A 23,888-nucleotide genomic window follows, 5' to 3' on the forward strand; every position below is an offset into this window, starting at 1 on the left:
TATAACGCCGCTTCGAGAGTGCGAGTACGTTTGGCTGCGCCACGGACGCGGCATGGATTGATACGATGAGTACGCTCACGACCTCACAACCGAACAACCGCGCACAGAAACTCGCGCTCGTCGTCGGCTATCTCGCCCTCGCCGGCGGCGTGTTGTTCGCCTACGGAAAGCCCGCCACGGGCTACGAGATCGACATCTACGGCTCGACGCCGATCGGCTTCTGGCTCGGCATCGCGATCGCACTGCTGGTCGCGGTGTTCGTCACGCTGTACGCGCCGGAGGGCTACGTCAGTCTCGCGGGTCTGAGCCTCGGCGGTGGCGGGATCGTCGCGATCGCGGGGCTGCCCCTGTTGCGGAGCTACTTCTACTATGGCTCCGGCGACGGCCTGACACATCTCGGCTGGACGCGCGACCTCCTGGACGGATCGCTGAGCGCGTTCGGACTGTTCTATCCGGGCGTCCACACATCGTCGCTGTTCGTCCGCGGTGTCGCGAACACCACGGTCCCACGCTCGCTGCTGCTGATCGTACTCGCGTACGTCGTCGCCTATCTCGTCTTCATCCCGCTCTGTGTCCGCTCGATGACCTCCCATCGCGGCGCGATGTTGCTGAGCGGACTCGCCGGTCTCCTGGTGCTGCCGATCAACCACATGGGGGTGAACTACATGACGCCCCACCCGATCTCGGATTCGATTCTCATCACGCCGATCATCGTCTATCTGCTGATCAACTATCTCACCAGTCCGACCGATGTCTTCGAGTCACGCCTGCCGATATCGGCGGTGAGTGCGACCTTCGCGGTCGCGCTCGGTGGCCTCGTGCTCTTTCACTCACAGCAGGCCGCGAATCTCATCATCCTGTTCATCACGCTCTCGGGCGTGCAGCTTCTCTATCGGTCCATACGACCGGATAGCGCCATCGCCTCTCACCGAACGATGTACGGGCCGACGGTGTTCCTCATCGGCTCGTTCATGCTCTGGTCGATCGGCCGGGGGCGGTACGAAAGCTCCGTCAACGCGGTGCTTCGCGAACTGTTGAGCTTCCTCACCGGCGGGGCCGAGCTCGGTGCCTCGACGGCCAGCCAGGCGTCGTCGCTGACCGCCATCGGCGGCTCGATCGTCGAGCTGTTTCTCAAACTGTTCGGCGTGAGCCTCGTGGTCGCCGCCCTTGCGGGCCTCCTGATGGTGACGAGCCTCTTCGGTCGGTTGCGCGACGCGCCCGACACGACGGCGCTGATCAAATACTTCACCATCGGATTGGTGGTGTTGATCCCGTACTCGCTGCTGTTCTACATCGGTACCGTCTCCGAGCTGTTCTTCCGCAACGCTGGACTCATCATGCTGTTCGCGACGATCCTCGGCTCGATCGCGCTCTATCGCTACGTCTCCGGACTTTCCGAGATCGCCCCGATCGGCAGCGTTCGCGCAGTGTTATCGGTGATTATCGTCGCGATGCTCGCGCTCTCGGTCGTGGTCGTCTTCCCGTCGCCGTACATCTTCCAGCCGAACGATCAGGTGAGCGAGACCCAGATGTCCGGCTACGGGTACGCCTTCGAGCACAGTGTGGAGGAGACGCCGATCTACGGACTGCGGAGCGGGCCGTGGCGGTACAAACACGGCGCTCTCGGTGTCGAAGGGACGCCCGTTTCACAGCATGGTCGCGGGATCCCGGGCGAGAACCTCAGTGCGCTCGCGGGTCGGACGTCGAACGATCGGTACGTGGCCGTGACAGAGGCCGCCCGCGAGCGCGAGGTGGAGGTCTACCGGAGCCTGCGCTACAGCCGCGAGAACGTCAGCGCGCTCGATCACCAGTCGGGTGTCAGTCTCGTTCAGACGAACGGTGAGTTCGACCTGTATCACGTCGCCGGCAGTTCGCCCGCCGACGGAGCGAGCGCCACCGTCGCGAACGAAACCCGTACCGCCGGTCCGAACGGGACGACGCCGCGGGCACCGCCGGCGAATCGCTCGGTGTTCGGCAACGCAGCGACGCCGTCGCGCACGCCGACGGCGACCGCGACGCCAACCACTACCGCAACCGCCACGGCGACTGCCACCGCGACACCGACGGCAACGCCGACGACCACCGATTCCGACTCGATATTCGGCATCATCGACGGATCGTCGAACGACACGCCGACGCCGACGAGCGGACCGACTGTCGGCAGGTAGACGGGCGTTGTGGACGGTGTGTGGGCGACGACGCGAATGGAAACGGTAATGGGCGTCACGAGAGGAAATCCAGCCAGTATGTACCAACTATGAACGAGGGTGATGCCAGACGCCGAGCGCTCGTTCTCGGTCTCGACGGCGTGCCCTGGGAGCGCCTGCGCGCGTGGGCGGCGGCGGGCGAGCTGCCGAACGTCGCCGCCCTCATCGACGAGGGTGCGGCGGGGCCGCTCGCGAGCACGCAGCCCGCGAACACCGCACTCGCGTGGCCCTCGATCGCCACCGGCGTTCGGCCGGACAAACACGGGATCTACGCGTTCTACAAGCTCGGGACGAACTACCGCCATCGCGTCAACACCGGCGAAGACGTCGCCCAGCCCGCGCTCTGGGAGCTCGTCTCGCCGTCGACGGTCGTCAACATGCCGATGACCTACCCCGCATCGTCCATCGACGGGCGGATGGTCACGGGGATGATGACGCCGAGCCGGGACGAGGGGTTCACCCACCCGCCCGAACTCGCCACGACGATCGCCGATCGCGTGCCCGACTACGAGATCGGGCTCGACTGGAACGAGTATCGCGACCGGCCCGGGGAGTTCCCCGACGCGCTCGCGTCGCTGGTCGCCGCCCGTCGCGAACTGATGAACGACTTCCTCGCGGACGACTGGCGGCTGTTTTTCTTCGTCTACACCGCTCCTGATCGCCTCCAGCATCTCCTCTGGGACGAGGAGATATTGCTCGATCACTACAAACAGCTCGATGCCGTGCTCGGCGATGCCCGTGAGGCGGCGGCCGACAACGACGCGAACCTCTTCGTCGTCTCCGACCACGGGTTCGGCCCCATCAAGAAGAACGTCCACGTCAATCGGGTGCTCGCCGATGCCGGCTATCTCACGCCGAAATCGGACACCGGTACGCGCAGCACGCTCTCGCGGATCGGCCTCACCAAGGAGCGCGTGCTCGGAACGCTCGACAGGTTCGATATCGACGTCGACGAACTCGCCACACGGCTGCCGGACGCGCTCGTCGATCGCCTCGCCGCCGGCATCCCCGGCGAGAACGTGCGTTACGACGTCGAATACGACAAGACGACCGCGTTCGTCCACGCACAGGGAACTCTCTACGTCAACGACACCGAGCGCTTCGAGCAGGGGATCGTCCCGCCGGGGCGGATCGACGCGCTCAAAGCCGAACTGACGGATACCTTCACGCGAGTCCGCCATCCCGACACCGACGAGCGCGTTCTCGACGTCCACGACGGCGACGAGCTGTTCCCGACCGACGACGCCGCGCCGGATCTCGTCGTCGAGCCGCGCGAGGGCTACTACGTCAAACCCTCGCTCTCCGAGACGGTGTTCTCCGATCCCGGCAGCCACGCCGCCGACCACCGTCCAGAGGGGATCTTCCTCGCGGAAGGTCCCGATATCGCCGCCGGCGCGACGCCGACCGACGCGAGCGTGTTCGACGTCGCGCCGACGGTGCTCCACAGTATGGGTGCAGCGGTGCCCACGACCGTCGACGGGCGCGTGCTCGACGAGCTGTTCGCACCCGATTCGTCGGCTGCCGACCGATCGATCGAAACTGTCGATATCACGAGCTCCGACAGCGGGTCGCGTAGCGACGAACGCACCGACGGCGAGGACTTCAGTGACGTCGAAGAACGCCTGCGAGGGCTGGGGTACGTCGAGTAATGCGCGACACCGAACTGCTCATCGTCGGACGGCAGGGACCGGGCGGGATCGGCCAGTACATCAGCGAGCAGCGCCGTCACCTCGCCGGCCGGCTCCACGTGTCGGCGCACAAGAGCGGCGCGTTCGACACCGAGGGCGTCGGCGCGTTCGTCCGCTCGCTGCTGGTCATCGTCTGGAACATGCTCTCGTATACGGTGCGCTCGCGGCCGGATATCGTTCACATCCACTCCTCGCACCGGTTCTCGTTCTACCGGGCGGGTTACTACGTGCTCTTCAGCAAGTACGTCTGGCGGTGTCCCGTCGTCTTCCACGTCCACGGCTCCTCGTTCGACGTGTTCGTCTCGACGGAGTCGCGACCCGTGCGGTGGTTCCAGTCGGTCGTGTTCGGTGCCGCCGACGAGATCGTCGTCCTCTCCGAATACTGGAAGGAGACGCTCTCGAAACACACCGACCCCGAGAAACTCACCGTGATCCCGAACGCGGTCGACGCCGCCGACTACACGCCGTCGTTCGACGGCGACGTCCCGCACATCGTGACGGTCTCGAACCAGCTCCCGCGCAAGGGCGTCGTCGAGTTCGCCGAGGCGGTTGACGAGCTCACCGACCGCGATCTGGAGTTCCGGGTGACGATCGCGGGCAAGGGACCGCTCTCGAACCACTCCGAGCGGCTGGCCACGACCTACGACAACGTGGAGTATCTCGGCTACATCTCCGAGGAGAAAAAGCACGAGCTGCTCGGCGCGGGTTCGATCTTCGTCCTGCCCTCCCACGCCGAGGGGCTGCCGATAGCGATGCTCGAAGCGATGGCCGCGGGCAACGCCATCGTCTCGACGACGGTGGGCGCGATTCCGGAAGTGATCGCCGACGAGCGCGGCCTGCTCGTCGAACCGGGCGACGCCGACGGGCTCGCCGACGCGCTCGCGGAACTCGTCGCCGATCCCGAGCGCGTGGCCGCGATGGGCGAGGCGAACCGACGAGCGGCAAGCGACGAGTACGCCTGGGAGACCGTCACCGAGGAACTGCTCGCGACCTACGACCGCAATCTCGCGGCCGAGGCGCTCCGCTGAGGACTGTTCTCGTCGACGGCCGTCCGCCAGCACGACCACAAGAGCGAAACCCGACCCGTGAGAGAAGGGTGATATGACCGACAGCCGAGAGTCCGGAGGGCCGCGATAGATGCACGTCTGTCTGCTCACCGCAGGAACGTTTCCGCCGGACGAGCGTCTCGCACAGGCGGGTGCGGCGCTGCGGGCGGGCGGCCACGCGGTGACGGTCTGTGCGCGCGGAACGGGCGGGCCGACCGAGGCGATCGTCGACGGTATCGACGTTCGGCGACTGCCCGACGACGACCTCTACTCGGGGCCCAAAGGTATCCTCGACGGCGCGCGCTACGCGCTGAGCTACGTCCAGCCCGCCTGGCTGCGTGCCGCGAGCGCGGTCGACGACGAACAGTCGATCGACGTCTGCTGTGTGACCGATCTCGACCTGCTGAAAACGGGACTGAAAATCGGATCGAAACTCGACGTCCCCGTCGTCGCCGATCTGCCGAGCGCCCCGGCCGCCACCGCGACAGCCGAGGCCGCGCGTGGCGGTCGGCTGCGACAGTACGGCCGCCGCGTGTTCCACTCCTCGTGGCGACGCGGCCGACTGCTCGGCAAGCGGGTCCCCGACGTGGATCGTCTGGTGACGACCTGTGAGGAGGCGCGTGCCGAGTACGTCCGCGAGCGGGAGATCGATCCCGAGCGCGTCGCGATCGTCTGCGAGACTGTCGAATCCGATCTCGCCGCGAGAACCGAGCCGGTCGACGGACTCGGGTTCGATCACGAGACGGCGTTCGTCGTCACCGTCGTCGCCGATGGCGTTTCCCAGAACTCGCTCGAAACGGTCGTCACGGCCGCGGCGCGGGCGGCCGACCGTGCTGCCGACCTTCGCGTGCTGATCGTCGGCGACGTCGAGGAGGCGGCGCTCGACGATCTCGAACGACTCGCGCGGCGACAACTGGCCGCCGGTCGGATCAGCTTTCGCACGGAGAACCTGGAGCTGGCGAACTATCTCGCCGCGAGCGACGTCTGCGTACTGCCCGAGCGTTCGCAGGCGACGGAGACCACGGTTCCACGGGCGTTCTTCACTGCGCTGGCGCTCGGGGTTCCAGTGGTCGCCGGCGAGACGCCACCGCTGAAGCGACTGCTCGACCGGACCGGAGCGGGGCTGTGCGTGCGACACGGAACGGGTGCGTTGACGGGGGCGCTGGTGGAGCTTGCCGATCCGGATCGGCGAAACGAACTCGCCGCGAACGCCCGCGTGGCGGCCGAGGGTGTGTTCGACAGCGAGTGCGATGCCAAGAAACTGCGTGAACTGTACGAATCGCTGCTCGTGACGCCGGAACCCGACGTTACGGTTCCGCGAGCAGATTCGTGAGCGCCATCAGATACGAGCCGATCTCGTAGGAACCCTTGTACATCTGGTCGTCGATGTCGAGGCGATCGTCGACGGTGAGAAATCGCATCGGGACGCCGAGTTCGCTCAGCTCGACGAGATTTCCACGACTGCTGTCGCCGTAGATCCAGGCCATCGCGCGACTCACCTCGGGATCGAAGTCGCGCTCGCCGCCCGCCGCCTCGTAGTGGGCGACCGCGTTGACGAAGAACGTCTGGTGGCACTCGTAGAGGAAATCCCAGTAGGGCGGGCGGAAGCCGAGGCGTTTCGTCGTCCCGCGGCGCGCGCGCCGAACCGACGACACCTCGTCCTCCCACACGAACGCGCCGTCGTCGCGCATGCGCTTGTCGATCGTCCGTTCCAACACGCGCTCGACGTTTTCGAGGTAGCCCGTCTGTCCGGTCACCTCGATCGCGCGGGCGAACCCCCAGCAGGCGTACATCTGGTTCTGGTGGCGACGGGTCGTGTGGTTGTCGAAGACGAACAGTCCGTCCGGCGTGAGCCGGTCGTTCATCAGCGCCAACGCCTCCGAGAGCGCCTCTCGCACCACCGATCCGGACTCGCGCTCGACGAGATACGACCAGCCGTAGGCCACTAAGCTGTCCTCAGCGTGGGTGAAATCAAAGCGGTCGTGCGAGTGCTCGAACAGTTCCCACGCGACGCGCTCGTGGGTAGCGTCGAACACCTCGGCCGCGAGCGAGAACGCACAGATGAGGGGGCCGATGCCGTAGCTCGGCATCGCCGAGAGCGTCCCGTTCTCGATCTCTTCGGCGAAGTAGTCGAGCGCGCGCCGGAGTTCGTCGTCGTACCGATCGGTGCCGAGCGCGGAGACGCGCCACTGGAGCGCGCCCATGAGGCCAAAGGGCGCGTAGCGCCACAGCTCGCGGTCGTCGGGCGTCCACTCGAACTCGACATTTCCACTACCGCTACCGCCAGCAATCTCGTAGTCGAGCCCGCGGAGAATTTTTCCGTCCTCAGTGTCCCAGAAGCCGTTTTCGTCGACCGGCCGGAACAGGCAGTCGAGCGCGTCGTCGAGATAGCCCTGGTAGTCGAGCGGTTCGGCCGCGAGCACGAGATACGAGGCGTCGTCCCAGCGCTTGCGGGCGGTGAGCTCGTCGCTCGCGCGCTCGGCAGCGTCGACGAACGGTTCCTGAAGGCTCGCCGGGAGGGTATTGAGCGCCATGTGGACGTAGTAGGGATACTGAAAGACGAGATCGGCGTCGAGCAGTCGCCAGTCGGGTGCGAGCAGCGAGAGGGCCTCGCGCGGCTCGTAGTAGTGGTTGTCGGGCCAGCCGTTCGCGGCGTAGGGCGAGCGCGGCGTCGGCACCGAGAAGACGAACTTCCCGCCATCGTCGATCACGCGCCCTACCTCGGCGGTGAGCGATTCGACGTCGAGGAACTTCCAGTCGTAGGGACCGATCGAGACGGCGGCGTCGAACGCATCGTCGGCGAAGGGAAGCGATGGCCGTTCGGGATCGGTGCTTCGGTACTCGTCGACGGCGTCGCCGATCGTCTCGCTCGCGTAGGCACTCGCGTCGTCGGAGAAATCGACGCGCGCGAGCGAGTCGGCCGCGACGCCGCGGGTGACGTTCGCTTCGGAGGCGAGATCGAGCACGCGCCCGCCGCCGAGTGCGGCGAGCGCGCGCCGGCGTTCCTCGTCGCGGAGCTGCTGGATGAGCGGGGTAGTCGGGGGCTGGCGCACCCACTTCCGGAGGATCGCGTCGCGGGTCACTGTCGGCAACGCGCTCTCGGCACACATTTAGCTATTCCTTCGCTCGTCTCGACCATGTCCGACGACTCACTCGTTTCGGTCGTGATCCCGACCTACTACCGCAACGATCGCCTCCGCGAGGCCATCGAGAGCGTCGTCTCACAGACGCAGCCGACGGAGATCATCGTCGTCGACGACTCCGGCGAGGGCCACGCAAAGCCCGTCGTCGACGAGTACGACCTCACGTATGTCGAGCTCGATAGCAATATCGGATCGAACCCCGCCCGCAGCGTGGGTGCCGAGCGCGCATCGGGGGAGTACGTCCAGTTCCTCGACGACGACGACCGACTACTGCCCACGAAACTCGCCGATCAGGTAGCGCTACTCGAACGCACGGGTGCGAGCGTCGCCTACTGCGGAATGACCTACGAGGACGGCACGACGATCCTTCCTGATCCGTCCGCCCGTGGCGACGTGCTCGCTCGCGCGCTCGAGTTCTCCCTCTCGCCGTGTGTCACCTCGACGATGCTCGTCGCGCGCGATGTGCTCGAAGCGGTGCTGCCGCTACCCGACCGCCCCGGCGGCGACGATCTCGGACTGATGATCGATCTCGCGCGCGAGCACGAGTTCGAGTACGTCGACGAGGCGCTGGTCGATCGCGGCGTCATCGATGACTCGCGGGGCAAATCACCGGGGCTCATCCGCGGGCGCAGGGAGATCATCCAGGAATACGACGATCTCTACGACGACTTTCCGTCCTCCGTGCGGGCGAACGCCCTGGCGAACACCGACAAACTGGAAGCCCGGATGGAACTGCGCGGCCGGCGGTGGTCGTTCTCGACAGTGCGTTCGTTCGCACTCGCGTGCTATCACGCGCCCTCGCTCCGGACGGTGATTCCCCTGTTCGCCTCGCTGTTCGGACAGGTGGGGATGGACGCGATGCAGCGTGGCTACTCGCTGGTTCGATAGCGGCTATTCGTCGTGCGACGCCCGCCAGTTCATCGCGGTGTCGCGTGCGCGGCGAGCAGCACCGAGCGCGTGCTGACCGAGCAGCGCGAACAGCATGATGAACGTGCTCTCGGCGGAGCGCTTGTAGCCCATCGCACGGCGTGCATAGGCGAACGCACGCCGGCGCTGACCGCGTTCGAGCGCGACTCGCGCGTGCGCTCGACACTGCTTCTCGCGGAGGCGACGCTCGATATCGGGGTATCTCTCGATCTCTTCGCGGTACTTCTCCCAGATCATCTGATTGACATCGACGCCGTGGGTGAGCTGCTGTGAGATGTTGTCCGTATGGAAGATGCGTTCGACGAGGCGCTCGTCGACGTACTCGAACTCGTACTCCTTGGCGAGACGGATGCAGTGGTCCCAGTCCACGCCGCGGGGAAAGCCGGGATCGAACCCACCGAGCTCGAAACATTCGGCGCGCAGCATGTGGCTCGAATGGGGATGGAGACCGAACCGGGCGATGACGTCGGGATAGATGTCGCCGCGGCGCTCGGGGCGATAGACTCTGACCACTCGTTCGCCCTGTTTGACCACTCCACCGGTGTAGACGATACCGACCTCGTCGTTCGCGCGCTCGAAGGCAGCGAGTTGTTTTTCGACCTTCTCCTCGTGCCAGCGGTCGTCGTCGTTGAGCACGCAGACGAACTCGCCGTCGGCGAGCTCTGCCGCACGATTCATGCTCGCCGAAATGCCGCGATTTTCCCCGTTGTGGCGGACGCGCACGCGGTCGTCGTCCTCGTAGGCCGCGAGCCGTTCTTCCGTGTCGTCGGTCGAGCCGTCGTCGACGACCACGACCTCGATCTCGTCGTGGCTCTGTTCCAAAACGGTGTCGATGGCCCCGGAAACGTAGTCGGCGCGGTTGTACGTCGGGAGGATAGCGCTGACGAGGGTCATGGACCGGGTTCGACCCATCACGGTGAAAACCCCTCGTGTCGCGGTCGCGGCGTGAACCCAGCCTTAAGTCCCTGAGCGTGTTCCGGGTGGTATGCACGTCTGTATGCTCCTCCCCGAGCGCTTCCCGCCGGATATCCGCGTCCGGAAGGAGGCGTCGGCGCTGCGTATGGCCGGCCACACCATCACGCTGCTCTGTCGCGGCGGGCCGACCGAGCAGAGCTTCGCGCGCCTCGACGGGATCGACGTCGAGCGCCTGCCCGCCGATCGGTTGTTCGCTGGCCTCTCGGGAATGATCGACGGGCTCCGCTACGTCGCGAGCGCCGTCCATCCGGCCTGGCAGCGCGCCGTCCGGGAACTCGATCGACAGAACCCGATCGACGCCCTCCACGTCCACGATCTCCCGCTCGTACAGACGGGGCTGGCGCTCGGTGAGGAGCTCGACGTGCCGGTCGTCGCCGACCTTCACGAGAACTACCCGGAGGCGGCCCGGCAGATACAGCAAATGCGCGGTTGGGGCGAGATCGCCCGCGATCCGGAGGCGCTCGTCCAGCGCGTCGCCTTCGCACCCTGGCGGCTCAAACGTCTCGAACGCACAGGTGTGAAGCACGCCGATCGCACCGTCACGGTCTGCGAGGAGGCCCGCGCACACTACATCCGTGACTGCGGCGCGGAGCCCGCTGACGTGACGGTCGTCTCGAACACCGTCGATCTCGACGCCTTCGCCGGCGACGTCGAGCCGCCCGCGACGCTCGATCTCGCTCCCGACTCGTTCGTCGTCTCCTACGTCGGCAACTTCACGCGTCACCGTGGGCTCGACACGCTCGTCGAGGGGTTCGCGCGACTCGTCGAGGAGAGCCCCGATGCCGAGCTCCTGCTCGTCGGGACGGGCAACGACAACTACGTCGGGGGGCTGAAGGCGCTCGCCCGCTCGCTCGGCATTCGTGAGCGGGTCACGTTCACCGGCTGGGTCGATTTCGCCGACGTTCCCCGCTATCTGGCCGCGAGCGACGTCTCGGCCGTGCCCCACGCCGCGACGGCACACACTGAGACGACCGTCCCGCACAAGCTCTTCCAGGCGATGGCGATGGGCGTCCCGGTCGTCGCGAGCGACGTCGCACCGCTCGCGCGCATCGTGGGTCGCACCGACTGTGGGCTCGTCACGCCGGCCGGCGACGGCGACGCGCTCGGCACGGCGCTCGCCGAACTCACCGACGAGGATCGGGCGAGCGACTGTGGGACGAACGGGAGGGCGGCTGTCGAGGACGAGTACAACTGGGCGCGCGACGGCCAACGGCTGTGTGATCTCTACGACGGACTGCGCGTCGAGGGGTAGCACCGACACACTCACCCCGACGGCCCGACAACCGTCGTCGATGAGTACCTTCGACCTCCCCGAGTTCTTCGACGAGTTCACCGAGCGCGACTGGCGGAGCGACGCGGACGGCACGGTCAGGATCGCGATGATCGGTCTCGGCTGGTGGACGCTCGAAAAGGCGCTCCCGGCCGTCGAGCGTGCGGAGTTGTGCGAGACGACGGTGCTCGTCAGCAGCGACGCGGAGCGCGCGACGGCGACCGCCGAACGCCACGAGACGATCCAGGACGGCATCTCCTACGAGGCGTTCCACGACGGCGCGGCAAGCGAAGAATACGACGCCGTCTACATCGCCACGCCGAACGCCGTCCACCTGGAGTACGCCGAGACGGCCGCCGAGCTCGACAAGGCGATCCTCTGTGAGAAACCGATGGAGGCGAGCGTCGAGCGTGCCGAGAAACTGGTCGAAGCGTGCGAGTCGGTGCCGCTGATGATCGCCTATCGGATGCAGACCGAACCGGCCGTCCGGCGGGCGCGCGAGCTGGTCCGTGAGGGGTTTGTCGGCGACCCCGTGGCGATCCACGGCGCGATGACCCAGCGCCTGCTCGACATCAACTCCGACACCGACCAGTGGCGGCTCGACCCCGATCTCGCGGGCTACGGTGCGAGCGTGATGGACCTGGGCATCTACCCGCTCAACACTGCCCGGTTCGTCCTGGATTCGGATCCCACCTCGGTCCAGGCGTCGATAAGTTCGTCTCACGACGCTTTCTCGGCGGTGCCAGACGAACGCGCGAGTTTCCGCGTCGACTTCCCCGACGACGTCTCGACTGTGTGCACGGCGAGTCAAAACGCCGCCCAGTCGAGCCATCTCCGGATCACGGGCACGGCGGGCGAACTCGAACTCGATCCCGTCTTCTTCCCCGACGAACCCCGAAAACTCCGGCTGCGGCGGGGCGATCTCGACACCACGATCGATTTCGACCAGCGCAGCCAGATGACCGAGGAGTTCGACTACTTCGCCGACCGCGTGCTCTCGGAAACCGAGCCACAGCCGAATGGCGAGCACGGACTGGTCGATATGCGCGCGCTTGAAGCCATCTACGAGGCCGGAGAGAGTGATTCGCCGGTTTCGCTCTGAGTCGGCCGTTCAGAGCACCGCTACCACTCGGCGACGGAACCGTCGTCGTGACGCCAGATCGGGTTGTGCCAGTCGATCTCGCCCGCCTGCTCGCGGACGTGCTCCTCGTCGATCTCGATGCCGAGCCCCGGACCATCGGGGATCTCGACGAACCCGTCCTCGTAGTCGAACACCGACGGCTCGGCGAGATAGTCGAGCACGTCGCTACCCTCGTTGTAGTGGATCCCGAGACTCTGTTCCTGGATGTGCGCGTTGTGCGCGCAGGCATCGACCTGGAGACACGAGGCGAGCGCGATCGGGCCGAGCGGGCAGTGCGGCGCGAGCGCGACGTCGTGGGCGGCGGCCATGTCCGCGATCTTGCGGACCTCGGTGATGCCGCCGGCGTGTGAGAGGTCAGGCTGGATCACGTCCACACCACCGGCAGCGAGCAGTGGCGCGAAATCCGTCCGCGAGTAGTGGCGCTCGCCGGTCGCGATCGGCGTCGTCGTATGGGCGGCGATCTCCGGCAGGAGCTCGTCGTGCTCGGGCAGCACGGGCTCCTCGATGAACATCGGGTCGTGCTGTTCGAGCACCGCCGCGAGGCGCTTGGCCATCGGTTTTGCGACCCGGCCGTGGAAATCGACGCCGATCCCGACCTCGGGACCGACCGCCTCGCGCACCGTCGCGAGTCGTTCGCCGACGTCCTGGATCGCCGCTGGTGATTCGACCTGCCGAAATTCGGCTGTCGCGTTCATCTTGAGCGCGTCGAAGCCCGCCCCGACGCGCTCGCTCGCCGCCTCGGCGACGTCGCTCGGCCGATCGCCGCCGACCCAGCTGTACACCTGCATCCGATCCCTGACCGGGCCACCAAGCAGTTCGTGCACGGGCGCGTCGAACTGCTTGCCCTTGAGATCCCAGAGCGCCTGATCGACGCCCGCGATGGCGCTCATCAGTACCGGCCCGCCGCGATAGAACCCACCGCGGTACATCGCCTGCCAGTGATCCTCGATCGGATCCGGGTCGGCACCGAGCAGGTGGCTCTCGAACAGCTCTTCGACGGCCGCTCTGACCGTGTGTGCCCGTCCCTCGACGACGGGTTCGCCCCAGCCGACGCGTCCGTCACTCGTTTCGACGCGGAGGAACAGCCAGCGCGGCGGGACGGCGAACAGTTCGTAGTCGGTGATCTCGCTCATATCCCTGGTCGGTGCGAACGGCTGAAAAACACACCGAGTCGATCAGAGCTGCGGCTCGATCCTTTCGGTGTCGTCGAGATTACGGTTGTGCAGCGCCTCGCCGGTCTCGCCGTCGAACAGGTGGATCGCGTCCTCGGGAAGCCGTGCGGTCGCCGGCTGGCCCGCATCGATGCGGCGCAGCCCACCGATCGTCGCCACGAACGTCCGAGATTCGTCCATATCGAGCTCCGAGGCGCTCTCGTCGCCCTCGAAGGCGAGATAGACGTTGTTGCCGCTGCCGACCGGCTCGACAACGTCGACCACCGTACGGAAATCGTGTCTTCCATCGCCCTCGGTGGTGTCGACGAGTTCGATGTCCTCGGGACGGACGCCGAGGGTCACGTCGGTGACATCGCCGATGTCCGCGCTCGTGTCTTCCGAGAGCGGATATTCGAAGTTCTCGCCGACGAGACGTCCGTCCTCGACTTCCATCTCGAAGAAGTTCATCGACGGCTCGCCGATGAACCCCGCGACGAACCGGTTTGCGGGTTCGTGATAGGCCTCCAGTGGTGTGGCGACCTGCTGGAGCCGGCCGTCGTCGAGGATGGCGATCCGATCGCCCATCGTCATCGCCTCGGTCTGGTCGTGGGTCACGTAGACCGTCGTCACGCCGAGGTCCTCCTGCATCCGCTGGAGTTCGGTCCGCATCTGTGAGCGCAGTTTCGCATCCAGGTTCGACAGCGGCTCGTCCATCAGAAACACCGCCGGACTACGGACGATCGCACGGCCGAGCGCGACGCGCTGTTGCTGGCCGCCCGAGAGCTCGCTGGGCGTTCGATCGAGCAGCTGTTCGATGCCCATCATCTTCGCGGCGGATTCGACCTGGTCGCGGATCTCGTCGTCGGGCATCTCCGTGCTCTCCTCGAGCCCGAAACTCATGTTCTCGCGCACGGTCATGTGGGGGTAGAGCGCGTAGCTCTGGAACACCATCGCGATGTCGCGATCGGCGGGCTGGCGGTCGTCGATCACGGTCCCGTCGAGACTGATCGTTCCCGACGAGACGGATTCGAGCCCTGCGATCATCCGGAGCGTCGTGCTCTTCCCACAGCCCGACGGCCCGACGAGAACGAGGAACTCGCCGTCGTCGATCTCGAGCGAGGCCTCGTCGACGGCGATGATGTCGTTGCCGCCGTCGTCGAACCGTTTCGTGACGCCATCGAGACTCAGTTCGGCCATTCGATACCTCCGTTCGTTGGTTTGGATAGTAGTTCGATCATCGTTGTCTGTCTACGTTCGACCGGCAACACCCTGTGCGAACTGATCGCCGAAGATGATGAAGACGAGCAGCGTCGGCAGTGCGGTCAGGAACGCACCGGCCATCCGTAGCCCGAAGTCGACGCCTTCGAGGCTCGTCCCCAGTCCCACGAGCGAGAGCGTCACTGGGGCCGACGGTCCCGTGCCGCCGACGAGAATCAGTGCGAACAGCAGTTCGTTCCAGATCTGCGTGAACTGGTAGATCAACACCACCGCGAACATCGGTCCCGACAGCGGGAGGACGATCCGGCGGTAGATTTCGAAGACGCCCGCGCCATCGAGGCGCGCCGCCTCGACCATCTCGTCGGAGAGCCCCATGTAGTAGCCCCTGAACAGCACTGTACTGATGGGGATTCCGTAGGAGGTGTGGGTCACGATCAGTTCGATGAGGTCCGCGTGATACGGTTCGAGCAACGGTAGCGCCCACAGCGGCGACAGCGCCGTTTCGAGCGGAATCATCGACCAGAACTGCGACAGCGGCACCAGTACGGCCTGGTACGGGATGAACACGCCGGCGACGAACAGCGCGAAAATCGGGATCTGCCCCTTCCAGCTGATCTGTGTCAGTCCGTAGGCCGCGAGACTCCCGAACAGCGCGCCGAGCACCGTCGCCGGGATCGTCATCACGAGGCTGTTGACCAACCCCGACGAGAGTGTATCGAGCGCCTCTGCCCAGTTCTGGAGGGTGAACCCGTCCGGTCCGGGCGGGAGATACGGCGCGGTGTTGATGACTGCCTCGTTGGTCTTGAACGACGTGACGAGCCCTGCTTCGAGGGGCACGAGGAAGTAGACGGCGATGAGCGCGAGTACTGCGTACAGGAGGATTCGTTTCCCGCCGATCGCATCGCGCAGATCGCTCGTCGACGATTCGCCGTCGGTCGCGTCGGCTGTAACGGTTTCCTGACTCATAGTGCACCCCTGCGGTACTGACTGTAGAGATACGGGATGACGACGAGCAACGCGAGGACGTAGAGCACGATCGCGATCGCCGAGCCGTACGCCCAGTGCTGGTTCGAGTACGCTTCACGAACCATCAGCGTCGCGAGGATGTCGGCTCCTGCTGCGGGACGGTACTGGCCGAACAGCGCATACAGGAAGTCGAACGCTTTGAGCGCACCGATCATCAGCACGACGAGCGCGCTGATGACCGAGCCCCTGAGCTGGGGGATGATGACTCGCCAGTACATCTTGATCGTGCTCGCGCCGTCGATACGCGCCGCCTCGAAGTGTTCGTCGGGGATCGCTTGCAATCCGGCGAGAAAGACCACCATCGCGTAGCCGCTGAACTGCCAGACCAGCGCGAAGATGACCGCTCCGAGCACGAGCTGTGGGTTGCCGATCCAGTCCGGACTAAGTCCGCCGAGGCTCAGCACCGAGTTGATGATGCCGTTGTCGATGTCGTACATCCACGCCCAGAGCTGGGCGGTCACGACGAACGAGAGGCTGAACGGCAGCAGATACACCAGCCGGAACGTGTTCTGCAATCGAAGCGTCCGATCGAGCAGGATCGCGAGCACCAGCCCGAGCACGAGACAGAGGACCGTGAACGCGATCAGCAGGACGAACGTGTTGCGCGCGGCGTTGATGAACGCCTCACTACCGAACAGTTCGGCGTACTGCTGGAAATCGAGCGTGGAGTAGTCCGGATCACCAAAGCCCTCCATATCCGTCAGCGAGATGAGGAAGTTCCAGCCGATCGCCCCGTAGACAAACAGCCCCATCAACAGGAATGGCGGGAGCCAGAACGGCAGCGAGCCGACGAACCGGCTGTTGCGCGGCGATCGCAGTCGATCCGATAGTCCTGTGCCGGCCGAGCCACGGCTCACGGTCGCCCCGCCGTCGGTGCGAACCGGGCTCTCGTCGTCGCCGGTGTCGCCCACGAGTCGGGTGCGAAGGTCACTCAGCCGTGATCGGATCGACCGTCCCACGTCAGTTCGATCCGGAGACGGCATCGAGCATCCCCTTGGTTGCGGAGTCGAGGTTCCCCGAGCCGAGGAACTCGTTGGTGATCACGCCGTCGATATCCGAGTGGACATCGGGCAGCACGGCGAGCCCGTGGGCGATCGTCGGCGGTTTCTGCGAGACCTCGCTGTACTCCTTGATCGTCTTGGTGAGATACGGACCGAACTTATCCGTGGGGGCATCGGTCCGCGGGGGAATCGACCCTTTGTACTGGTTGAACGCGACCTGTGCCTCGGTCGTGCCCAGATAGGAGAGCCAGGTCTTTGCGGCCTCGGGAGCGGGCCCGTCGGCGGGGAACGGGAACGAGTCGAGATGCATCCCGTACATGTCGTCGGTACCGGGGAAGGTGACGTTGTTCCAGTCGTCCTCGTACTCGAAGTCGTCCTGGTTGCGGTAGGAGCCGGCGACCCAGTTGCCGTTGTGGACGAAGGCCGCGTCACCGCTCATGAACTTCTGATTGGCCTGCGTGAAGCCGATGCTCGATGCGTCGTCGTTGATGTGGTCGTAGTAGTTCTGGACGGTCTGGAACGCCTTGCGCACCGCCTTCTCGTCGCCCTCGCCGTTGATGTAGTCCATGAACGCCTGATAGCCGGCCTGTCCCTGCATGACGACCTCCCAGAGCTGGAGCGTCGTGAACGGCGCTTCGAGCCCCTGTGCGAGACCGACGGCGTCGGTGTTCTGCTCGACCTTCTTGAGCGCGGCCGTCAGATCGCTCGGCTTCGAGAAGCTCGTCGGGTCGACACCCGCTTCCTCGACGACGGAGACGTTGTAGAAGAGGTCGTTCATCCGGTGGGAGCCGATCGGTACCGCAACGTATGGCCCCGAGCCGACGGATTTCGAGCTTTCACCGACCTGCGAGTACTGTTTGGCCTCCTTCGTGTAGTTCTGCTTGAGGTCCTTGGTCCAGACGTCGTCGCTGATGTCGCCGAGAAGCCCGGCGCTGGTGAACTGGACGAGGTTGTTGCCGGGCCAGTCGGCCCACGAGCTGGGGAGGTTGCCGTTCTGTGCACGGTTCGAGATGGTCGTGTCGAGATTGGTGTTGCCGCCGCCGCCGATGGCCTGGAAGTTCGTGTCGACGTCGGAATGGGCTTCCTCGAACGTCTTGATGAGGTTGTTGATGGCTTTCTTGCCGTCGCCGCCGGTCCAGCCGTGGAGGACCTGCAGCTTGCCGCCACCACCGGACGAGCCGCCACCGCTGCTGTTGTTTCCACCGCTCCCGTTCCCACCACCGCCGCCACCGCCACCGACACAGCCGGCGAGACCGACCATCGCGCCGGCGCTCGCCGCAGCGGTGCCCTTCAGATACGTCCGCCGAGAGTAGTTCGATTCGGAGTCAGACATCGTTCGCCTCAAACGGCGTAACGAACCATCATATACTTTTCGACGGATCGAACGGACCGCCCGCTTTCGGTTTCAGGCTCGATTCGGGAAATTTTTCGAGAGCTGAGTAGCCGCTGGCTCGACTGCGCCTCGCTCAGTCGAACGCCGTGGAACGGAGCTCCACGAGCTCGATGCGGCTACGCTGCATCGAACAGCTCCTCACCGTCGACCATATGCTCGGCGACGGCATCCATATCGAGCGTCAGCCCGAGCCCCGGTCGCTCGGGGATCTCGATCGCGCCCTCCTGAATGACCGATTCCTCGACGAGCTCTGCCCACCAGCCGAGCTGATAGGAGTGGTACTCGACGGCGAGCGAGTTGGGGATGGCAGCGCCGACGTGGGCGCTCGCCATCGTGCCGACGGGCGAGGCGACGTTGTGCATCGCCACCGGCACGTAGTAGCTGTCGGCCATGTCGGCGACTTTTCTCGTCTCGCGCATTCCACCCATCTTCGGGAGGTCGGGCGCGACGACGTCGACGGCCTGCTCTTCGAGGAGCCGACGGTAGCCGTGTTTGCGATAGACGTTCTCGCCGGCGGCGATGGGGGTGGTCGTCCCGCGCGTGACCTCGCGCTGGACGTCGTGGTTCTCCGGCGGGACGGGGTCTTCGAGCCACCAGACGTCGTGCTCCTCGATCGCCCGCGCGATGCGTTTAGCGCTCCCGCCGGTGAACGCCCAGTGGCAGTCGAAGGCCGCGTCGGCCCGCCCATCGAGGCGCTCGGTCACTGCTCTGACTATCTCGGCCTTGTGTTCGATCTCCTTGTTCCGGAGGTGGCGGTTGGCCTTATCCTTCTCATGACCCGAGGGGACGTCGAGATCGAACTTGAGTGCGTCGTAGCCCAGTTCCTCGACGACGCGCTCGGCCTCGTCGGCGTTCGCCTGTGGGTCTTCCTCCTCGCCCGCGTGGCAGTCGCAGTAGACGCGCACCGAGTCACGATACTTCCCGCCCAGTAGCTGGTAGGCGGGCAGTTCGAGGATCTTGCCGGCGAGGTCGTGGAGCGCGATCTCGATACCCGAGATGGCCGTGATGACCGTCCCGCCGATCGAGCCCTCGCCGGACATCTTCTGGACGAGATGCTCGAACAGCCGATCGATGTCGAGCGGGTTCTCGCCGACGACGAACGGTGTCATCCGAGCGATGATCTCGGGCACCCCGGCACCCCAGTAGGCCTCGCCCGTGCCGACGATGCCCGCGTCGGTGTACACTCGCACCAGCGTCCACGGGAAATTGCCGTCGACCATCGTCGTCTGCACGTCGGTGATCTCGACGTCGCGCCCGCCGCCGCGTTTGGCCCGCACGCCCATCGTCTCCGACGAGAGCTCGCGCATCGTGTACTCGGCGTTCGGGTCGTGCAGGTCGGCGTAGTCGATACCCATGATTCGATGTTTACTCGTATTCTAATAAAACGATGTCGTACCGGATCAGTCGAGTGTCGCCAACCGATTGAGCGCCGAGACGATTCGCAGGACGGCGGCGGCTTCACCGCGATCGTAGACGAGTTCGTCGGTTCTGATGACGTGATCGAGCACGGCCCGCGAGGCGTGTTCGGGTGCGGCAGCGATCCCCTTCCCGTCGGCGACCCACTCCATCACGCGCAGGTCGGACTTCGAGTCGCCCATCACGAGCGCGAACGGATCGTCGACACCGAGCACGTCGAAGGCGGTCTCGACGCCGGCGACCTTGTTCAGCTCCAGGCTGCCGACCTCGGCGGCGTCGGCCTCGTAGTAGGCGACGTCGATGCGCTCGAAAGCCTCCGACAGCGCCGCCGGCAGTTCGTCCGGATCACGTTCGGATAGTCGGTCACGTCGTTCGAGCACGCCACGGATCTCGGGGTCGGCCGCGGCGTAGAACGCCCGTGCCCACTCGCTTCCCTCCTCGCTGTCGGTCCCCTCCGCCACGATCGTCCCGAGCAGATCGACGAGATAGCAGAGCGCCTGATCGATGATCTCCCGAGCTTCCGGGCTGCCGGTCTCGGCGTTCGGCTTCAGAGTGACGTTGAACTCGTTGCCTTGGAGATGACATCCTTCGCGAACGCCGTCGGGGGCCTCGGGCAACACGCGCGAGCGCAACGCGTAGAAGACGTCCTGGATCCGCTCGTCGAGACGCTCGTAGAGCAATTTCTTCGTCTCCGAGCCGTGACCGGGCGTGAACACGCCGGTGCCGGCCTCGTAGACGATGCTCAACGTTCCGGAGTGGACGAGTTCGCTGCCGAGCCCCTGGATGGCGAACCCCTTCACGTTCTCCAGGGTCTGGCCGGTGCAGATGACGACCGGGATGCCCGCCTCGTGGAGCTCGGTCAGGTAGTGGAGCGTCTCGCGCGGAATCTCGTTGTCGGTGCCGCCCGCGGATCTGAGGGTTTCGTCGACGTCGAGCACGAGGACGTTCACCCCGCGGTCGTGTTTGGTCAGGAGATCGAGCGCGGTGAACGCTTCCTCGCGGCTGGCGTGGGCGGCGATATTTGCGAGCGTTTCGCCGTACTGGAAGGCGTCACGGATCTCGTCCTTTCGCTCGTCGAGTTCGGTGGCGATCTCCTGGTAGCCTTCGAGCGCGACGCGCGAATCGACGGGCGGGAAGACGTCGATGAACCGCTGGTGGTCGCGCAGGCCGTCGGTGTCGAACGACTCGTAGAGCTCGTAGAGGAGATCGTACCGATCCATAGTCGCCTCGGGGGTGCCGAGCGCATAAGCGTGTTCGCCCGCCCGACTCAGAGCAACCCCTCGGCACGGATGGTGGCTTCGAGCGCCGATCGCTCCTCGTCGTCCATCCCGCGGAGCGGGCTCCGCAGCGGGCCGGCGTCGAACCCGCGCAGCGAGAGCGCGGCCTTCACACCCGCCAGATATGGCCCGCCCTTGAACGCGTCGCGCACCCGATAGAGGGTACTCTGGCACTCGCGTGCGTGCTCGATATCGCCCGCGGTGTACGACTCGTGGAGATCGACGAGCAGTTCGGGCAGTGCGTTCGCCACCGCGCTCACGCCGCCGGTACAGCCGACGAGCCGGCCGGGGAACTGCAGCGAGTCCGAGCCGGCGAGGAAGACGAACTCGGGATGGTCGTCGATGGCGCGACTGAGCCAGGGGACGTCCTTGCTCGAATCCTTGACGCCGGCGAGTCCGTCGATCTCGGCGAGCGCGTCGAGCGTCGCGTGGCTAAGTGCGTTGCCCGTTTTCGAGGGGATGTGATAGACGTAGATCGGGAGCTCGGTGGCCTCGGCGACGCGACGGTAGTGTTCGACCGCGCCCGTCTCGTCGACCGGGTAGTAGTAGGGTGTGACGACGACGAGTCCGTCTGCACCGGCCTCGGCGGCACGCTGGGCGCGGTCGACCGTGTGATACGTGCTCGGCGCACCGACGCCCGCGATGACCGGCACCTCGCCGCCGACCTCGTCGACGACCGCCTCGACGACGCCGGCCTGTTCGTCGCCGTCGAGCAGGGCGAACTCGCCGTTCGTTCCCAACGGAAAGACGCCGTGGACGCCCCGATCGACGACGAATCGGGCGTGGTCGGCCGTCGTCTGGTAATCGACCGATTCGTCCTCGTCGAATGCCGTCACCATCGGCGGGATGACGCCGCCGAGATCGAGCGGATCGTCGTTCGCAGTCGCATCGTGGCTCATGGCGTTCGTTCTCGGTGTGTAATCATAAACGTCCGGGGAGCGGATTCCGCAACGCCTACCGTGCCGCCCCCGTAGATCGATTCATGACACCGGACGTACTCACGCTCGGCGAAACGATGGTGCTGTTCAGTCCCGACGAGCCGGGGCCGACGAAACACCAGCAGACGTTCAAGAAGAGCCTCGGCGGTGCCGAGAGCAACGTCGCGATCGCCCTCTCGCGGCTCGGCAACGACGTGGGCTGGTACAGCAAGCTCGGTGCGGACCCGCACGGCAACTACATCAATTCGTTCGTCCGCGGCGAAGGCGTCGATACCGCGACCGTCGAATTCACCGACGACGCGCCGACGGGGATCATGTTCAAGGAACGGCGCGCGCTCGGGGAGACCTCGGTCTACTACTACCGCCACGGCTCGGCCGCGAGCACGATGAGTGCCGACGATCTCCCCACCGATGCCATCGCGGACGCCGACTATCTCCATCTGACTGGGATCACGCCCGCGCTGAGCGATTCCTGTCGTGAGGCGACCCTTGCGGCCATCGAGCGCGCACGCGAGGCGGGGACGACGATATCGTTCGACCCGAACATCCGCCACAAACTCTGGGAGAGCAACGAGGAGATGCGACGAACGCTGCTCGCACTCGTCGAGAAGAGCGACATCGTCCTTCCCGGAATCGAGGAGGGACGGGCGCTGTTCGACACTGACACACCTGAAGCGATTGCGAACGCGTGTCGCGATCGGGGAGCTGCCATCGCGGTCGTCAAACTCGGTGCCGAGGGTGCGCTCGTCGACGATGGCGAGGCCACCCGCGTGCCGGGCTACGAGGTCGAGCGCGTCGTCGACCCCATCGGTGCCGGCGACGGGTTCGCCGCCGGTTTCCTCGACGGCCGTCTTCGCGGCCTCGATGCGGTCGAAGCGACGAAGCGTGCCAACGCTGTCGGTGCGTTCGCCACCACTGTGACCGGTGACGTCGAGGGACTACCGACCGAGCGCGAACTCGACGTGTTCCTCGGCGATCGCGAGGCGCTCCGGCGGTAGCTGCGCCGTTCCGTTCGAAATCGTCGCCAGCGGTTATCGGCGACGCTCCTGGAACCGTTCGAGCAGTTCCAGCAGCTGTGCGTGGCCAGCGGGTGCGTACGCCAGTACGAGAAGGGCGAGCGCACGCGGGTCGTGCTCGCCGGCGGCGACCGCTCGCCGGAGTTCGCGCCGTGCTTTCGAACTCCTGCCGGCCCGCAGCAGCCGCTTGCCGTATTTGTATCTCGCCTTGCGTTCGAGCACCGCGCGGTGGGCCGCAACATCAGGTACTCGGTTCGCGAGGTCCGCGATCACCGTCAGTTCGGTCTCGTACATCAGTTCGAGGTCCGAACTCATCGACCCTGCTCGACGGGTGTAGCACGCGAGCGGTTCGGCCACGCGCGCGGGTCGGTAGCTGGCGAACAGCCGTGCCCAGAGGTGGCGGTCCTCTGCCACCGGCAGGCGCTCGTCGAAGCGCTCGTCGGCGAAGCACTCCCGGCGGGCGAGCACGGTCGGCATCGGCACCCCGCCCTCGTAGAGGAAGTCGACATGGTGGCTGTCAGGATTGCGGACCGACAGCGCGGACTGCCGGCGTTTCCTCCCATCCTCGACGAGATAGACGTTCGAGTAGACGATGTCGGCACCGTCAGCGACGGCCGCGAGCTGTCGGTCGAGTTTTTCGGGGAGCCAGCGATCGTCGGCATCGAGAAAGGCGATCAGTTCTCCGGTGGCGGCATCGAGTCCGCGATTGCGTGCCGCCGCGAGGCCGCTGGGTTTCTGATTCAGATAGGTGAATCCCTCGACACGGGCGGCGAGCTCGCGCAGCCAGGACACGTCGGAACTATCGACGACGATCAGTTCGACGTTCCCGTGGGTCTGTGCCGCGATGGATTCGAGCGCCGGGCCGAGCAACTCGCTGTCGTCATAGGTCGGAACGATCACCGATACGAGCGGTCCCCCACCCTGCTGGAGCGATTCGGGCAGCGAGACCGCTGAATCGGGCATCGCCGTCCCTGATCGGGCCACTCGCTTGAACGTTCGGAGTCCGCTCGACGAGCGCCGGCGACGGAAAGGTACTAACCGACGTGGTGAGGACA

Annotated in this window: 19 protein-coding genes; 8 read left to right on the forward strand and 11 right to left on the reverse strand. The window is 65.8% G+C overall.

Annotated elements, in window-relative coordinates:
• Positions 1 to 65: 65 nt before the first annotated feature.
• From NO363_RS04275 to NO363_RS04290, 4 genes are all read left to right on the forward strand, one after another.
• Positions 66 to 2,168, forward strand: coding sequence for a hypothetical protein (locus NO363_RS04275; RefSeq protein ID WP_256687121.1), 2,103 nt, complete (start codon positions 66 to 68; stop codon positions 2,166 to 2,168).
• An 89-nt stretch (positions 2,169 to 2,257) separates the two neighbouring features.
• Positions 2,258 to 3,856, forward strand: coding sequence for an alkaline phosphatase family protein (locus tag NO363_RS04280; protein ID WP_256687122.1), 1,599 nt, complete (start codon positions 2,258 to 2,260; stop codon positions 3,854 to 3,856).
• The gene (locus NO363_RS04285) at positions 3,856 to 4,923 is read left to right on the forward strand and encodes a glycosyltransferase family 4 protein (RefSeq protein WP_256687124.1); all 1,068 of its coding nucleotides are present in this window, start codon (positions 3,856 to 3,858) and stop codon (positions 4,921 to 4,923) included. Before NO363_RS04280 ends, NO363_RS04285 begins: the two co-directional genes overlap by 1 nt.
• 109 nt (positions 4,924 to 5,032) lie before the next feature.
• Entirely contained in the window at positions 5,033 to 6,274 is a 1,242-nt protein-coding gene (locus NO363_RS04290) for a glycosyltransferase (protein ID WP_256687125.1), read from the forward strand.
• Here NO363_RS04290 and NO363_RS04295 read toward each other — a convergent pair.
• A complete protein-coding gene (locus NO363_RS04295) occupies positions 6,249 to 8,051 on the reverse strand; it encodes a class I SAM-dependent methyltransferase (protein ID WP_256687126.1) in 1,803 nt (600 codons plus the stop codon). The two genes, NO363_RS04290 and NO363_RS04295, sit on opposite strands and share 26 nt — an antisense overlap.
• 27 nt (positions 8,052 to 8,078) lie before the next feature.
• Between NO363_RS04295 and NO363_RS04300 the strand changes: the two genes are divergently transcribed.
• A complete protein-coding gene (locus NO363_RS04300) occupies positions 8,079 to 8,972 on the forward strand; it encodes a glycosyltransferase family 2 protein (protein ID WP_256687128.1) in 894 nt (297 codons plus the stop codon).
• A gap of 3 nt (positions 8,973 to 8,975) precedes the next feature.
• Here NO363_RS04300 and NO363_RS04305 read toward each other — a convergent pair whose 3' ends face one another.
• Positions 8,976 to 9,905, reverse strand: a complete 930-nt coding sequence (locus NO363_RS04305; RefSeq protein ID WP_256687130.1) for a glycosyltransferase family 2 protein — start codon at positions 9,903 to 9,905, stop codon at positions 8,976 to 8,978.
• Between the two features lie 91 nt (positions 9,906 to 9,996).
• On the opposite strand from NO363_RS04305, the gene NO363_RS04310 reads away from it, so the two are divergent.
• On the forward strand, positions 9,997 to 11,238 hold the full coding sequence (locus NO363_RS04310; protein ID WP_256687131.1) for a glycosyltransferase family 4 protein: 1,242 nt from the start codon (positions 9,997 to 9,999) through the stop codon (positions 11,236 to 11,238).
• Positions 11,239 to 11,278: 40 nt separating this feature from the next.
• Positions 11,279 to 12,358: a D-xylose 1-dehydrogenase Gfo6 gene (gene gfo6 / locus NO363_RS04315; RefSeq protein WP_256687133.1), complete on the forward strand. Its 1,080-nt coding sequence runs from the start codon at positions 11,279 to 11,281 to the stop codon at positions 12,356 to 12,358.
• Positions 12,359 to 12,378: 20 nt separating this feature from the next.
• Here the strand turns inward: gfo6 and dgoD are convergent, their stop codons facing one another.
• From dgoD to NO363_RS04355, 8 genes are all read right to left on the reverse strand, one after another.
• Positions 12,379 to 13,530, reverse strand: a complete 1,152-nt coding sequence (dgoD, locus tag NO363_RS04320) for a galactonate dehydratase (protein WP_256687134.1) — start codon at positions 13,528 to 13,530, stop codon at positions 12,379 to 12,381.
• Positions 13,531 to 13,572: 42 nt separating this feature from the next.
• Entirely contained in the window at positions 13,573 to 14,745 is a 1,173-nt protein-coding gene (locus NO363_RS04325; protein WP_256687135.1) for an ABC transporter ATP-binding protein, read from the reverse strand.
• Between the two features lie 51 nt (positions 14,746 to 14,796).
• A complete protein-coding gene (locus NO363_RS04330; RefSeq protein ID WP_256687137.1) occupies positions 14,797 to 15,732 on the reverse strand; it encodes a carbohydrate ABC transporter permease in 936 nt (311 codons plus the stop codon).
• Positions 15,729 to 16,775, reverse strand: coding sequence for a carbohydrate ABC transporter permease (locus NO363_RS04335; RefSeq protein ID WP_256687139.1), 1,047 nt, complete (start codon positions 16,773 to 16,775; stop codon positions 15,729 to 15,731). Before NO363_RS04335 ends, NO363_RS04330 begins: the two co-directional genes overlap by 4 nt.
• Complete coding sequence (locus tag NO363_RS04340) at positions 16,753 to 18,126, reverse strand: ABC transporter substrate-binding protein (RefSeq protein WP_256687141.1); 1,374 nt, start codon at positions 18,124 to 18,126, stop codon at positions 16,753 to 16,755. The genes NO363_RS04335 and NO363_RS04340 overlap by 23 nt, the downstream gene beginning before the upstream one ends.
• Positions 18,127 to 18,302: 176 nt before the next feature.
• Complete coding sequence (locus tag NO363_RS04345) at positions 18,303 to 19,541, reverse strand: mandelate racemase/muconate lactonizing enzyme family protein (protein WP_256687143.1); 1,239 nt, start codon at positions 19,539 to 19,541, stop codon at positions 18,303 to 18,305.
• A 45-nt stretch (positions 19,542 to 19,586) separates the two neighbouring features.
• Positions 19,587 to 20,822, reverse strand: coding sequence for an HAD family hydrolase (locus NO363_RS04350; RefSeq protein WP_256687144.1), 1,236 nt, complete (start codon positions 20,820 to 20,822; stop codon positions 19,587 to 19,589).
• A 47-nt stretch (positions 20,823 to 20,869) separates the two neighbouring features.
• Positions 20,870 to 21,778 (reverse strand): dihydrodipicolinate synthase family protein, encoded by a 909-nt coding sequence (locus NO363_RS04355; protein WP_256687145.1) that lies wholly within the window; start codon positions 21,776 to 21,778, stop codon positions 20,870 to 20,872.
• 83 nt (positions 21,779 to 21,861) lie between these two features.
• On the opposite strand from NO363_RS04355, the gene NO363_RS04360 reads away from it, so the two are divergent.
• A complete protein-coding gene (locus NO363_RS04360) occupies positions 21,862 to 22,815 on the forward strand; it encodes a sugar kinase (RefSeq protein ID WP_256687146.1) in 954 nt (317 codons plus the stop codon).
• A 33-nt stretch (positions 22,816 to 22,848) separates the two neighbouring features.
• Here the strand turns inward: NO363_RS04360 and NO363_RS04365 are convergent, their stop codons facing one another.
• Positions 22,849 to 23,796 (reverse strand): glycosyltransferase family 2 protein, encoded by a 948-nt coding sequence (locus tag NO363_RS04365; protein WP_256687147.1) that lies wholly within the window; start codon positions 23,794 to 23,796, stop codon positions 22,849 to 22,851.
• Positions 23,797 to 23,888 lie beyond the last annotated feature (92 nt).

Source organism: Halococcus qingdaonensis, assembly GCF_024508235.1.
GTDB lineage: Archaea > Halobacteriota > Halobacteria > Halobacteriales > Halococcaceae > Halococcus > Halococcus qingdaonensis.

Coding starts and splice junctions, on each gene's coding strand:
- NO363_RS04335 (WP_256687139.1), bottom strand. CDS start 16,775: ATGCCGTCTCCGGATCGAACTGACGTGGGACGGTCGATCCGATCACGG.
- NO363_RS04325 (WP_256687135.1), bottom strand. CDS start 14,745: ATGGCCGAACTGAGTCTCGATGGCGTCACGAAACGGTTCGACGACGGC.
- dgoD (WP_256687134.1), bottom strand. CDS start 13,530: ATGAGCGAGATCACCGACTACGAACTGTTCGCCGTCCCGCCGCGCTGG.
- NO363_RS04290 (WP_256687125.1), top strand. CDS start 5,033: ATGCACGTCTGTCTGCTCACCGCAGGAACGTTTCCGCCGGACGAGCGT.
- NO363_RS04310 (WP_256687131.1), top strand. CDS start 9,997: ATGCACGTCTGTATGCTCCTCCCCGAGCGCTTCCCGCCGGATATCCGC.
- NO363_RS04280 (WP_256687122.1), top strand. CDS start 2,258: ATGAACGAGGGTGATGCCAGACGCCGAGCGCTCGTTCTCGGTCTCGAC.
- NO363_RS04285 (WP_256687124.1), top strand. CDS start 3,856: ATGCGCGACACCGAACTGCTCATCGTCGGACGGCAGGGACCGGGCGGG.
- NO363_RS04350 (WP_256687144.1), bottom strand. CDS start 20,822: ATGGATCGGTACGATCTCCTCTACGAGCTCTACGAGTCGTTCGACACC.
- NO363_RS04360 (WP_256687146.1), top strand. CDS start 21,862: ATGACACCGGACGTACTCACGCTCGGCGAAACGATGGTGCTGTTCAGT.
- gfo6 (WP_256687133.1), top strand. CDS start 11,279: ATGAGTACCTTCGACCTCCCCGAGTTCTTCGACGAGTTCACCGAGCGC.
- NO363_RS04330 (WP_256687137.1), bottom strand. CDS start 15,732: ATGAGTCAGGAAACCGTTACAGCCGACGCGACCGACGGCGAATCGTCG.
- NO363_RS04345 (WP_256687143.1), bottom strand. CDS start 19,541: ATGGGTATCGACTACGCCGACCTGCACGACCCGAACGCCGAGTACACG.
- NO363_RS04300 (WP_256687128.1), top strand. CDS start 8,079: ATGTCCGACGACTCACTCGTTTCGGTCGTGATCCCGACCTACTACCGC.
- NO363_RS04340 (WP_256687141.1), bottom strand. CDS start 18,126: ATGTCTGACTCCGAATCGAACTACTCTCGGCGGACGTATCTGAAGGGC.
- NO363_RS04365 (WP_256687147.1), bottom strand. CDS start 23,796: ATGCCCGATTCAGCGGTCTCGCTGCCCGAATCGCTCCAGCAGGGTGGG.
- NO363_RS04355 (WP_256687145.1), bottom strand. CDS start 21,778: ATGAGCCACGATGCGACTGCGAACGACGATCCGCTCGATCTCGGCGGC.
- NO363_RS04305 (WP_256687130.1), bottom strand. CDS start 9,905: ATGACCCTCGTCAGCGCTATCCTCCCGACGTACAACCGCGCCGACTAC.
- NO363_RS04275 (WP_256687121.1), top strand. CDS start 66: ATGAGTACGCTCACGACCTCACAACCGAACAACCGCGCACAGAAACTC.
- NO363_RS04295 (WP_256687126.1), bottom strand. CDS start 8,051: ATGTGTGCCGAGAGCGCGTTGCCGACAGTGACCCGCGACGCGATCCTC.